Here is a 13,088-nt window from a genome sequence, read left to right as displayed (position 1 = left end):
CTAAAAAAGCAAGATACCTATGTACCTTGCTTACTCATCATAATATTGAAATGGTAGCCCTGTTCGTAAAATACCTCGCGTTTCAACGCCACCAAGACCTTTTTCACCAGTAATTGTATTACGCACAACATCCCATACGTTTACACGTTCCATAAAAGAAGTAAAACTAACTTTTCCTACTACATATACAGGATCCAAAGCATGAATATTAATACGGGAAGGAGAACTAGCAAAATTAGCACCTGCTCGAATTAAAGCTTCAAAGTGTGATTGACACGCTCCCGCAAAAATAACAAGCTGATCTAATGATGGATATTTTTTTCTTACTTCACGAACTGCCTGTACAAAGTGTCTAGAATGCCTGTAGGCTGCTAAATCTCCCATTACCCCTTTTGACTTTGTATACGCATCATGACCTGTTATGACTAAAATATCTGGTCGAAAATGATTGATTAAATCCACTACCTTTTCATGCATTTCTGTTTCCTTACAATGAATTCCTTGCACTGGAACTCCTATCTTTGTATATAAATCTAAACATTTCCGTAAATATAATGGATCCCCATCTATATGCAGTACCCTTCCCGGCATTTGAAAGTAACTCACCTCATTCGTATAGCCACCTGTGGAAGTATGTTCATGCCGCTCTTTCATGAGTACATAATCTTGTTGAAATAGACGATATGTGCGCTCCATCTTCTCCTTTTCGCGCTTTTCTCTTTTTTTATACTCACGCTGATTAATAATAATTAAATCTTCAAGTGGAGCGTCCGCAACAAGCCTAACTTCTTCTCCAAATAAAATTGCCATTTCTCCTTTTATCTCTATAATACGAAAAAGTATATCCCGATTATACGATTGTCGTTCTACTAAATCTCCAACATGTACAGCCATTCTCCTACCTCCAAACTCATTAGGCCATCTCACTAACCATCTTCTGTTCATAACCTATGAGCTTAGGAGAGGAAAGGTGACAAAAAGGACAGCTCTATTTAAGCTGTCCTTTATTATTTATTTAAATTTTTATCCGCTATTTTATAGTAGCTGGTTAGTGCGAGCTCCTAGTCAGCGAAGGATAACGCTCCACACTGATTCATACTTTACTTCATCTTATGAGGAACGAGCGCATTACTTAACATTGCAAATTCTTCAATGGATAACGTTTCACCTCGACGTTTCGGATCAATTCCTATCTCTGTTAAAATTCGCTCTAACAATTCTTTATCTTTCGGAAAATCATTTAAGTTATTTGATAAATTATTCATTAATGTTTTACGGCGTTGTGCAAAGCTTGCTCGTACTACCTCAAAGAAAAACTTTTCGTCTATTACTTCTACAATTGGCTTCGGACGTTTTAAAAGACGAATAACGGATGAATCCACATTTGGTTGTGGAACAAATACCGTACGCGGAACTGTCATAACTGTCTCTACTTCTGTATAATATTGAATTGCAATGGATAAAGAACCATAATCTTTTGTTCCCGGCTTAGCAGCCAAACGATCTCCTACCTCTTTTTGCATCATCACTACAAACCCACGAACAGGGAGCTTTTCTTCAAGCAATTTGAACAAAATTGGCGTTGTCACGTAATATGGTAAATTAGCTACCACCATTACGTCTTGTCCTTCTTCGAATTGTTCTTGAAATACTTCGTGCACATTTGCTTTTAAAACATCTTTATTAATAATCGTCACATTATCATATGGGGCTAACGTCTCATCTAAAATGGGTAATAGTCTTTGATCAATTTCAAAAGCTACTACTTTTTTGGCACGTTTCGCTAATTGCTCTGTTAAAGCTCCAATACCAGGACCAATTTCAATAGCTCCGCCTTTAGGGCCGATCTCTGCATAATCAACAATGCGATTTAATACATTTGTATCAATTAGGAAATTTTGTCCCAAACTTTTTTTAAATGAAAATCCGTACTTTTCAACAATATCTTTTGTACGATTTGGCGTTGCGATATCCTTCATTTCTTTTCCTCCTGTAATACTTGCTTATAAGCTGTTGCAAATGCCTCCTTAGAAACTTGAAACATTTGTAACCGTTTATGTAACTGCTTCGCATTTGTATAACCAATCTTTAATAGCTTACCCATTCTTTCCCGACGACTTTTTGCCATCTCTCCGCCCACTAGGCCAGCATCAACTAGATCGCTCCAACTAATTTCACTTGTGTAATCTTCCATTTCTTCATGAACATTTTCTAATGCACGGCGAATAGATTCATTAGAAGCATGCTCAATACCGACACCTTTTTTTCTCTTAGCCAGTGCTTCCTCCTTTGGTAAAAAAGCATGCTTACAGCCCGGTACTTTTTCAGATAAGATTTTTCGAATACGCTCTCCAGGATAATCTGGATCAGTAAAAATAATAACGCCCCGTTTTTGTTGCGCTAATTTCACTTGTTCAATAACATGACTACCAATTGCTGAACCGTTCGTTTCAATTGTATCTGCATCTACAGCGCGTTTAATGGCAACTGTATCATCTTTACCTTCTACAACGATAATCTCTTTTATTTTCATGACTGCCTCCACACTCATTTCGTCTCTACTTAGTAAAACAAAAAAACGGATACTTTTCCATTATTATTTTCACATTCACACAATTAAAAAAAGGAAAAGAATGGGTAATCTGTACCCTTTGTAAAGGACATTTTAGGGCACCCCCATTCTTTTTTTATTTCACACCAAACAAAGCCTTTGCATTCTCCGTTGTTATTTTTGCAACTTCATCATATGAAATACCTTTTAGATTTGCAATTTCTTCTGCTACAAGCTTAACATAGCTTGGTTCATTTCGCTTTCCACGGAACGGATGTGGTGTTAAATATGGACAATCTGTTTCTATTAATAATTTTTCCATTGGAATTTCCGTAGCTACTTCCTTCGGTTTTTTTGCATTTTTGAATGTTACTGGCCCTCCTAATGAAATGAGGAAATTCATATCAATGCATTGCTTTGCTACTTCTACACTTCCACTAAAACAATGCATAATGCCTCCTACTTCAGCTGCATTCTCCTCTTGTAAAATATCGACAATGTCTTGTGTCGCTTCACGATTATGAATAATAATTGGTAATTTTACTTTCTTAGCTAATTGAATCTGTTTGCGGAATACTTCTTTTTGCACTTCTTTCGGAGACTTGTCCCAATGATAATCTAGCCCCATTTCACCAAGGGCAACTACTTTCGGATGAGCAGCTAACTCTTCTAACCAAACGATATGCTCTTCCTTCATATCAATTGCATCAACAGGATGCCAACCAACTGCTGCATAAATAAAGTCATATGTTTCTGCAAGTTCAATTGCCTTCTTTATCGTTACTTCATCAAAACCAACAACAACTGTATACGCTACCCCAGTCTCTTTCATCCTAGCAATAACTTCCTGTAAGTCTTCCTCAAATTGCTCTGCGTTTAAATGTGAATGCGTATCAAACAACATGTCAAATAACTCCTTTTATTTAAAATAAATGCTACTAAAAAACACTTTCTAACGATAGAATGCCGGTAATATTACAATATAAGTCAAAAGTGAAATCCTTAGTAAGAAAAAAGATGCTTCACGAATGTTACACGTGAAACACCTCTTTTTTTGTCATAATTACTTGATTTTTGTACCATTTGGTAAGTTTTGATCAACTGTTGCTAACGATAGGACACCGTCTTCTTCACCCGCTAAAATCATACCTTGTGATAATTCACCACGTAATTTCACTGGTTTTAAATTCGTTACACAAATAACTTTTTTACCTTTTAAGTCTTCTGGTGTATAGAATTTCGCAATTCCAGATACAACTTGACGTTTTTCTGTCCCTAAATCCAATTGGATTTTTAGTAATTTATCTGCTTTTTTCACCGGTTCTGCTTCGATTACTTCTGCCACACGCAATTCTACTTTAAAGAAATCATCAATCGTAATTTCTTCTGCTTTCGGTTCTTCTTTCTTCTCTTCAACTTTAGGAGCAGAACCCTTCATTTGTTCTTTAATATAAGCAACTTCTACTTCTACTTCTAAACGTGGGAAAATTGGTTGTCCTTTTACAACTTTTGTACCAGTTGGGATACATCCAATTGTAGAAAGGCTCTCCCAAGATTGATATGCCTCATCAGTAATACCAAGTTGTTCAAAGATTTTACCTGATGTTGTTGTTAAGAATGGCATAAGCATGATACTTGTTTGACGTAACATTTCTGCTAAATGTGCCATAACAGATGCCAGTTTCTCTCGATCTTTCTCATCTTTTGCTAATACCCATGGCTGTGTTTCATCGATATATTTATTCGTACGACTAATGAATTGCCAAATAGAACTTAATGCTACCGAGAATTCCATATTTTCCATTGCTTCTTCTACTTTTTGTAATGTATCGGTTGCAAAATTTACTAACGCTTCGTCAAATTCTGTGACCTTTTCTTTAAATGCAGGGATTTGACCGTCAAAGTACTTATCGATCATTGCAACTGTACGATTTAATAAGTTCCCTAAGTCATTTGCAAGGTCAAAGTTAATCCGTTCAACAAAACCTTCCGGTGTAAATACACCATCTGATCCAAATGGAACTTCGCGAAGTAAGTAATAACGTAATGCATCTAATCCATAACGATCAATTAATGTAACAGGATCAACGACATTCCCTTTCGATTTGCTCATTTTTCCATCTTTCATTAAAATCCAGCCATGAGCAAATACTTTCTTCGGAAGTGGTAAATCTAGTGCCATTAAAATAATTGGCCAATAAATTGTGTGGAAACGAACAATTTCTTTTCCTACTAAATGAACATCTGCTGGCCAAAACTTTTTATACTTCTCTGCATTTTCTGTTCCATATCCTAATGCTGTAATATAATTTGATAATGCATCTACCCATACGTAAATAACATGTTTGGGATTTCCTGGGACACGAATTCCCCAGTCAAATGAAGTACGTGAAACAGCTAAATCTTCTAATCCTGGTTTAATGAAGTTATTAATCATTTCATTTTTACGTGATTCTGGCTGAATGAAATGAGGATTCTCTTCATAGAACTTTAATAGTCGATCTACATATTTACCCATTCTAAAGAAATAGGATGCTTCACGAACAAGTTCTACAGCATGTCCACTATCAGGGCTTTTTCCACCAACTACTTTACCATTTTCCATAATTGGATCAACTAATTGATGTTCCGTATAGAATGTTTCATCCTGTACAGAGTACCATCCTTCGTATTCATCTAAGTAAATATCACCTTGATCAACTAATTGTTTGAAAATCTTTTCTACTACTTCTTTATGACGATCTTCTGTTGTGCGAATAAAATCATCATAAGAAATATCCATTTTATTCCATAAATCTTTAATTCCCGCAACAATGTCATCAACATAAGCTTGTGGTGTTACTTGTAACTCTTCTGCTTTCTTTTGAATCTTTTGTCCATGTTCATCAGTACCTGTTAAGTAATGAACATCATACCCTTGCATGCGTTTGTAGCGTGCCATTGCATCTCCTGCTACTGTTGTATAAGCATGTCCAATATGGAGCTTTCCGCTTGGGTAATAAATTGGAGTAGTAATATAAAAGGATTTTTTTTCCTCTGTCATTATTTTGAACCTCCCAAATGACCTCATATGTATTTATAAACAGTATATCAAAAACTGACGCATAAAAACGAATTAATGCTCGATATCTTTATCATCTATTACTCATATTTCACGAAAATATACAAAAAGGAGAAGAAATATCATCATTATGGAACTTCCCCTATCTTCTATTCGCTTAGAGGCGAGAGTTTTTCAGCTAAGATGATAAAATACTTGCGCAAATATTGTCGATTCTATTATAAATAAGAAGTATAAAAAATCTAGAATTTAAGAATTGACGGAAATGTAAATGATTGGTATCATATGTTCATAGGGTATTTTGTCGAAAAATGACGAATTAAAATATAGACTCGAAAAATTACAAACTATGAGGAGGATAACGAATATGAAATCTACTGGTATTGTTCGTAAAGTTGATGAATTAGGCCGCGTGGTAATTCCGATCGAACTACGTCGTACATTAGGTATTGCAGAAAAGGATGCTCTTGAAATTTACGTGGATGACGAAAAAATCATCCTAAAAAAATACAAACCAAACATGACTTGCCAAGTAACTGGTGAAGTATCAGATCATAACTTATCTTTAGCTGACGGTAAAATTATCTTAAGCAAAGAAGGCGCTGAGCAAATCTTAAACGAATTACAACACTACATTCAATCAGCAAAATAAGCTTCTCAATTATGAGAAGCTTATTTTTTATCAATATGATAGATTTGATAGACATCTCGTTTCGATAGGTTTCGATCTTTTGCAACTTGTTTTATTGCATCCTTTGAGGACATGCCTTGCTCGTTTATATACTGTTCAATATGATCATATACTGAAATAGTTTCCCACCATTCCACCTCAGAAACAGCTTCCTCTTTTGATCCAGATACTAATATACAAAATTCGCCACGTACTTCATTCTTCCTTGTCCATTCGATCGCCTCTTCAATTGATCCTCGAATAAACTCTTCAAATTTCTTTGTTAATTCTCGGCATAATACAATTTCCCTATTACCGAATACTTCTTTCATAGAAAGTAACGTATCGTCTAATCGATGCGGTGCTTCATAGAACATCATCGTAGTTGAAACATACCGTAGTTTCTCTAATTCTGCTTTACGTTCTTTTTTATTTCTTTGTAAAAATCCATAGAAATAAAAATGTTTCGTTTCTAACCCTGATGCAATGAGTGCTGTAAGAGCAGCATTTGCTCCCGGAAGTGGAATAACGTGATATTGTTTTCCCACAGCCTCTACTACAACATCATATCCTGGATCAGAAATACAAGGCATACCAGCATCGCTTACAAGAGCTATTGTCTTTCCCTCTTCTAGCTTAGCTAAAATCTTTTGACCACTTACTCCTTTATTATGTTCATGATAGCTCATAACTGGCGTTTCAATTTCAAAATAGTTACAAAGCTTTTTCGTCTGCCTTGTATCTTCAGCAGCAATAATATCAGCCTCTTTCAATATTCGAACCGCTCGAAATGTCATATCTTCTAAATTGCCAATTGGAGTTGGTACTAAGTATAAAACTCCCTCTTCAGTCTGTTGAAAGCTTTTTTGCTGCCACATAACGTTCTCCTTTTTGCATATATTCTTCTTTGTCTTTCCTCTTTAACTGCTTAAAATAATATTCAGCTTGCATAGCTGTTCGTTTTTCTTCATGAACTTCGAGATATTTCAATACAACTGGAAGCCTAGCACGCGTATATTTAGCTCCCTTTCCATTGTTATGAGTCTGAATTCGCTTTTCTATATGATTTGTATAACCTGCATAATAGCTACCGTCTGAACATTCCACTACATAAAAATAATGTTTATTCTTCTCCATACAAAATGCTGCGCATCTCCTTCGTATATTCATTGTTCTCATCATATACAAAAAGCGGTGGTAAAATCTTCAGATCAGCGCTACCATCCTTAATTCCTTCAATTAATAATGTATTTGCTTCCTTACCTGCTTTTGGATATACAAATTGTACACGTTTTGGCTCAATTTTATATTTCCTCATTAACGTTACAATATCGAGCAATCGACCTGGTCGATGTACAAAAGCTACTTTTCCGCCTTGTTTCACCAATTGACTACTAGCACGTACCACATCTTCTAATGTACACATAATTTCATGCCGTGCGATTGCTAAATGTTCATTTATATTTTTCTCCGATGATTTTGGTGTTTGAAAATAAGGAGGATTGCACGTAACAACATCATATTGATGATGCCCTAATGTTTGCGGCATATCCTTTAAATCCCCATGAATTAAATGAATTCTTTCTTCTAAACGATTGTATTGAACACTTCTTATTCCCATATCATATAATCGCTCTTGAATTTCTACACCAGTGATTTTCCCTTTTGTTCTTTTACTTAATAACAGTGGAATGACTGCATTCCCCGTACATAAATCAAGCAAATTTCCTCTTTGAATCGGAACCCAAACGAAATTTGCAAGTAACACTGCATCTAAAGAAAAATTAAATACAGACGGACTTTGAATAATTTTCATCTCTTCAGTTAGTAAGTAATCTAAACGCTCATCTCCATATAACTCCATATATGATATCCTTTCTTTCAATTAACCTATCCTACTTCATTATCCATTAACGTAAAATTAAAGTTTATTTTGTCCAATCTTACGCTCATGTATAAAAAATTACCTTTCCAATACATTGGAAAGGTAATTTTATTTTTTATTTAAAAATGACAGACAGAATAAACAATCTCCCTCTTTACGTACACTTCCATAATGTAAATTACAAATGTGAAACCCCTCTTGATACAAGCGAGCTAAATTATCATATCCTTCGCCAATATCTGTTTTAGGTTTTACTTCTTTACGTTTTTGAGTTTTTTGCTTTTCCTTAGTCTGCGCTTCCTCAAAACGACGTCGCAAATTCTCATTTTCCATTTTAATATGTTGGTTTTCTTCCAATAACTCGGCAAGATGTTGTTTTAATTCTCCCAACTGCTTATATAAATGTCCAATTTGCTCTTCCATACTAGAAACCGCTCCAAAAATATCTTTTTTCTCCACAAGCACCCACCTCGTTAATCTGTGGTTTGACTCGAAACGACCCCTTCATTTATTAATTCATCTAACGTATATTCAACTATCCGTTCCTTGTCTACTAGTTCCACCTGTATTAATCTTTCTAAAATATTTAATCCGATGACACGTCCAAGACCATTTGGTGTTTGTATGCGCTGATCTAAATCAGGAAGTTGCTCCTTTGCCGCCTCATATTCATCATTCTCATATTTTAAGCAACACATTAAACGACCGCATAAACCTGAAATTTTCGTAGGATTTAATGATAAATTTTGATCCTTAGCCATCTTAATAGATACAGGTTCAAAATCTCCTAAAAAAGTAGAACAACAAAGCATACGACCACATGGCCCAATACCGCCTAGCATTTTAGCTTCATCTCGAACACCAATTTGTCTTAATTCAATTCTTGTTCGGAAGATTGCTGCTAAGTCTTTTACAAGCTCACGGAAATCAATTCGCCCATCCGCTGTAAAATAGAAAATAATCTTATTGCGATCAAACGTATACTCTACGTCTACCAATTTCATATCAAGGTTGTGGTCCGCCACCTTTTGTTGACAAACTTGATATGCTTCTTTTGCAGCATGCTTGTTCTCTTCAACAATGGTCCGATCATTTTCATTTGCAATGCGAATAACTTTCTTTAGTGGTAATACAACATCATTTTCATCTACTTGTTTTTTTGTAATAACCACTTTCCCATATTCAATCCCTCTTACAGTTTCTACGATTACAAACTCATTTTCCGAAATATCGAATTGATTGGGATCAAAGTAATATACCTTTCCGGCCTTCTTAAAGCGAACACCTACTACATCATACAAAACGGTCATCCCTCCTGTAACCGCAACACTAACTGCTCGAACACAAGCTGCGCATTTACATTAGCGTTGATTCTATTTTTTGCCTCTAATATATATAAAAGGGCTGATACAATGCGCTTCTGAGCATAAGAGAAAGTTGCAAACATCTCCTTCTGCTCTTGAAAAACGAGACGATCTTCCTCTCCTAGCTGAACATATAATAAATCCTTATAAATAAGGAGTAGCATATCTAAACCTAGTTGTAATTGTTCCTTCTCTCCAAAGTGTTTCCCCCATTTTTCTTGTACAAAAAAAAGAGAGGTTTTATCTTTTTCGAGCGCTTCACATAATTTTATCACTAAAGTTCGTGCTTGTGCAAACCATTCATCATTGCACAGAGATAATGCTTCTTCAAAACTATTCGTAATTTGAGCTGCAAGAGTAGATAAGGAAACCGTTATTCCTTCATCCTGTAATCTCTTAATTAAAGATGCTGTAGGAAGTGACCGAAAAGTCACTACTTGGCAGCGAGATAAGATTGTATTTAATATTTGATGACTTTGTTCCGTAAGCAAAATTGCAGTCGTATCACTACTTGGTTCTTCTAAAAACTTTAATAGAGTATTGGCAGCATTGGCTGTCATTCGGTCTGCATGCTCAATAATATATATCTTCTTATTTGCTTCTAAACCTGTTTTTGAAAACTCTTCTTGTAAGTCATGGATTTGTTGTTTTTTAATAGAAAGTCCATCTGGCTTTACAAGATGTAAATTAGGATGATTCCCCGAATCAATCCGACGACAATTGATACATGTATGACATGGTTCTACACCACTTCTTTGCATACAAAGAAAACTTTTTGCCATTTGAATTGCCGTTGCAAACTTTCCAGTTCCTTTCGCGCCTTCTAACAAATAAGCATGGGATATACGCTCTTTTGCAATACTATTGATTAACATCTTTACACCGATGGGTTGTATAGCAGAAAGCTGCTCCCACGTCTTCGTCATAATGCATACCTCACTTATCCTATACTTTCCTTCTATTATAACAATTTACTTTCTATAAGCTGAATAACTTCTTCTACTACATTCTCCATTGGCTGATCTGCATTCACTACTACAATGCGATCTTTGAACCGTTCTACAATTTGTAGATAGCCCTCACGTACAAGACGATGAAATGCAATACTTTCCATATCTAAACGATTCACTTCTCTTGCAGCATCTTTTTCAATACGTGCCAAACCAACTTCTGGCGCAATATCTAAATAAATTGTTAAGCTCGGCATACAGTCTTCTGTAGCAAAGCGATTCATTTCATATACTTTATCAATCCCTAATCCTCTTGCATATCCTTGATAAGCAAGAGAGCTGTCAATAAAACGATCACACAATACAAGCTGATCTGCCTCTAATGCTGGCATAACTTTTTCTACTAAATGTTGCCTCCTTGCTGCTGCATATAATAAAGCCTCTGTACGAGCTTCCATCGTTGTATACTCTTTTTTATGTAAAATCGTTCGAATTTCTTCTGAAATAGCAATTCCACCTGGTTCTCTTGTTGCAATTACTTTCTGTCCCTTATTTTCAAAATATGGTAATAACTTTGTAATTAATGTTGATTTTCCTGACCCTTCTGGTCCTTCAATTGTTACAAATAATCCCTTCATCCTAAAACCTACTTTCTCTCTATAACATATACCTTTATATACGCTGGATTCCCTTGAAAACGAGCTCCAGTTCTTTCTAAATGGGCCATCTCTCTTATATGCTCTAAGCGAATTGTTTCCCCATACATAATCAGTGGTATTCCAGGTGGATATGGAATAACCATCTCTGCTGCTATCATACCAACAGCTTCTTCTATAGGTACTCGTTTCGTCTCATATTCCTCTAAATGTTTATATGTAAACGGTAAAAGAGAAATCCCTCCTTTATAAGTATAACGAATAGAAGGTCTCTTGTCTGTTATCTTATAATGGCTTAGCAGTGATCGCATGGTTTCTATTCCTTTCATGTATTTCTCATTTACTTGTAACGGTAAAATAAACAGTACGTTATACGGATCTGCCATTTCTGCATATATACCAGCCTGTTCAAACAGGGACTGTAATTCATACCCAGACAATTGACAACGACTTTGTACAGTAACCTTGAGTTCATCCTGTAATGGATATTGCAAAATCTTTATTTGCGGAATAGAATGTAATGCCTCTTTAAATTGATTGATGAACTCAATAATGGAATGATAACCCTTTTCTTTCATATTTGCTAATGCAAAACGAGCGATATCCAAAGAAGCCATAATTGGATAGGATGGGCTACTAGATTGTAACATATTTAAATAACGAAAAACTTTCTCTCCATTTATTAAATCACTATTTATATGTAAATAAGACCCCATCGTCATTGCAGGTAATGTTTTATGTGCAGACTGCACTACAATGTCCGCACCATACGCGACCGCTGATTGAGGAAATGGTTCCCCCAAACAAAAATGTGCCCCATGTGCCTCATCTACTAATACAGGTATTTGATGCTGATGCGCATAGGCGATACTTTCTTTTAAATTGACGCCCATACCATAATAATTAGGGTGTGTTAAAATAAGTGCTTTAGCATTTGGATACTGGTCAATAGCCTTTTTTATGGTTTCATTATGGACGCCAACAGGCACATGATATACCTCATCAATCCACGGGTCTAAAAATACTGGATTAGCACCTGCTAACTTTAAAGCATTTATAATGGATTTATGACAATTTCTTTGTACAAGAACAATGTCCTCTTCCCCGCAGCAAGATAAAACCATTGCTAAATTTCCAACTGTAGAGCCATTAACTAAAAAGTAACTTTTCTGCACTTCATATACATCAGCCAGCAATCGTTGTGCCTCGTCTATACATTCAGAGGGACTATGTAAATCATCTAATCCTGTTAATTCAGTTACATCAATAGAAAGTATATCTTTAAAGCTGTCGATCGCTTCTTTAGGGAAATTCAAACCATTTTTATGACCTGGAACATGTAAAGATAACGGTTGTTGTTGTTTAAAGCGTACTAATGCTTCATATAACGGTATTTGATTTTGATTCATATGTACCTCTTCCTAACTTTTCTTTCTCCATCTATTATACTCAAACCAAAAAAAATAATAGGCATATGCCTATTTAAAAATATGATACTTCTATTTTCTTTAATTGTTTCAAATAATATATATATTTTGGATCATTTGTCTCAGTATTCACCATATCCTTTTCACATTCATCACAAATGAAACGATCTTGAACATATATCCCTTCATTTCTTTTATGCTCACATATAATGCAAATTTCATTTAGCGGTTCCATACTTTATCCTCCTTCCAATTCAACTGAATATATTTTACATTTCTATTCCTTAACACTTTTCAGAAAAATATACGCCCTTTTGTTATATATAATATGAAGTGCTTCTAGGCAATGTGTTTGTATTTCATACAATGCTGAAAAACTTCTGCTATGTTTTTCTCAAATTCCTTTTTAAAACAAAAAACACGAATCGATTGATTCGTGTTTAAATTGCTTGGCGACGTCCTACTCTCACAGGGGCAAGGCCCCAACTACCATCGGCGCTAGAGAGCTTAACTTCCGTGTTCGG

At 35.4% G+C, this 13,088-nt stretch carries 15 protein-coding genes and 1 rRNA gene; 1 reads left to right on the top strand and 15 read right to left on the bottom strand.

The annotated features are described in order from the left end of the window. Positions 1-30: 30 nt before the first annotated feature. The 5 genes from yabG to metG all read right to left on the bottom strand — a co-directional run bounded on the left by yabG (position 31) and on the right by metG (position 5,594). Entirely contained in the window at positions 31-894 is an 864-nt protein-coding gene (gene yabG / locus MR059_RS20290; protein ID WP_011983182.1) for a sporulation peptidase YabG, read from the bottom strand. A gap of 206 nt (positions 895-1,100) precedes the next feature. Further along, entirely contained in the window at positions 1,101-1,979 is an 879-nt protein-coding gene (rsmA, locus tag MR059_RS20285) for a 16S rRNA (adenine(1518)-N(6)/adenine(1519)-N(6))-dimethyltransferase RsmA (RefSeq protein WP_011983181.1), read from the bottom strand. Continuing rightward, complete coding sequence (gene rnmV, locus MR059_RS20280; protein ID WP_011983180.1) at positions 1,976-2,533, bottom strand: ribonuclease M5; 558 nt, start codon at positions 2,531-2,533, stop codon at positions 1,976-1,978. Before rnmV ends, rsmA begins: the two co-directional genes overlap by 4 nt. Positions 2,534-2,687: 154 nt before the next feature. Continuing rightward, positions 2,688-3,455: a TatD family hydrolase gene (locus MR059_RS20275; protein WP_011983179.1), complete on the bottom strand. Its 768-nt coding sequence runs from the start codon at positions 3,453-3,455 to the stop codon at positions 2,688-2,690. A 159-nt stretch (positions 3,456-3,614) separates the two neighbouring features. Beyond that, positions 3,615-5,594 carry a methionine--tRNA ligase gene (metG, locus tag MR059_RS20270; protein WP_011983178.1) on the bottom strand — a complete coding sequence of 660 codons (1,980 nt, stop codon included), beginning with the start codon at positions 5,592-5,594 and terminating at the stop codon, positions 3,615-3,617. Positions 5,595-5,979: 385 nt separating this feature from the next. Here metG and MR059_RS20265 point away from each other — a divergent pair, with 385 nt between their 5' ends. Then, on the top strand, positions 5,980-6,264 hold the full coding sequence (locus MR059_RS20265) for an AbrB/MazE/SpoVT family DNA-binding domain-containing protein (protein ID WP_011983177.1): 285 nt from the start codon (positions 5,980-5,982) through the stop codon (positions 6,262-6,264). Between the two features lie 20 nt (positions 6,265-6,284). On the opposite strand, the gene rsmI is transcribed toward MR059_RS20265, so the two are convergent. The 10 genes from rsmI to rrf all read right to left on the bottom strand — a co-directional run. Continuing rightward, on the bottom strand, positions 6,285-7,160 hold the full coding sequence (gene rsmI, locus MR059_RS20260) for a 16S rRNA (cytidine(1402)-2'-O)-methyltransferase (protein ID WP_011983176.1): 876 nt from the start codon (positions 7,158-7,160) through the stop codon (positions 6,285-6,287). Further along, on the bottom strand, positions 7,129-7,419 hold the full coding sequence (locus MR059_RS20255; RefSeq protein ID WP_011983175.1) for a GIY-YIG nuclease family protein: 291 nt from the start codon (positions 7,417-7,419) through the stop codon (positions 7,129-7,131). The genes rsmI and MR059_RS20255 overlap by 32 nt, the downstream gene beginning before the upstream one ends. After that, positions 7,406-8,146 carry a tRNA1(Val) (adenine(37)-N6)-methyltransferase gene (locus MR059_RS20250; RefSeq protein WP_048721201.1) on the bottom strand — a complete coding sequence of 247 codons (741 nt, stop codon included), beginning with the start codon at positions 8,144-8,146 and terminating at the stop codon, positions 7,406-7,408. Before MR059_RS20250 ends, MR059_RS20255 begins: the two co-directional genes overlap by 14 nt. Before the next feature lie 129 nt (positions 8,147-8,275). Beyond that, on the bottom strand, positions 8,276-8,626 hold the full coding sequence (gene yabA, locus MR059_RS20245; RefSeq protein WP_011983173.1) for a DNA replication initiation control protein YabA: 351 nt from the start codon (positions 8,624-8,626) through the stop codon (positions 8,276-8,278). 14 nt (positions 8,627-8,640) lie between these two features. After that, positions 8,641-9,468: a PSP1 domain-containing protein gene (locus MR059_RS20240; RefSeq protein ID WP_011983172.1), complete on the bottom strand. Its 828-nt coding sequence runs from the start codon at positions 9,466-9,468 to the stop codon at positions 8,641-8,643. 5 nt (positions 9,469-9,473) lie between these two features. After that, positions 9,474-10,457: a DNA polymerase III subunit delta' gene (gene holB / locus MR059_RS20235; RefSeq protein WP_011983171.1), complete on the bottom strand. Its 984-nt coding sequence runs from the start codon at positions 10,455-10,457 to the stop codon at positions 9,474-9,476. Positions 10,458-10,492: 35 nt separating this feature from the next. Beyond that, positions 10,493-11,119, bottom strand: coding sequence for a dTMP kinase (tmk, locus tag MR059_RS20230; protein WP_011983170.1), 627 nt, complete (start codon positions 11,117-11,119; stop codon positions 10,493-10,495). Positions 11,120-11,127: 8 nt separating this feature from the next. Next, a complete protein-coding gene (locus MR059_RS20225; protein WP_011983169.1) occupies positions 11,128-12,546 on the bottom strand; it encodes an aminotransferase class I/II-fold pyridoxal phosphate-dependent enzyme in 1,419 nt (472 codons plus the stop codon). Between the two features lie 73 nt (positions 12,547-12,619). Next, positions 12,620-12,799 carry a sigma factor G inhibitor Gin gene (locus tag MR059_RS20220; protein WP_011983168.1) on the bottom strand — a complete coding sequence of 60 codons (180 nt, stop codon included), beginning with the start codon at positions 12,797-12,799 and terminating at the stop codon, positions 12,620-12,622. Positions 12,800-13,011: 212 nt separating this feature from the next. After that, positions 13,012-13,088 (bottom strand): 5S ribosomal RNA (rrf, locus tag MR059_RS22525); the annotation flags it as partial.

This window comes from Bacillus cereus group sp. BfR-BA-01522, from assembly GCF_022662635.1.
GTDB classification, from domain to species: domain Bacteria; phylum Bacillota; class Bacilli; order Bacillales; family Bacillaceae_G; genus Bacillus_A; species Bacillus_A cytotoxicus.
The sequence above is the reverse complement of the archived record's forward strand: the minus strand, read 5'-3'. Positions and strand labels throughout refer to the sequence as shown.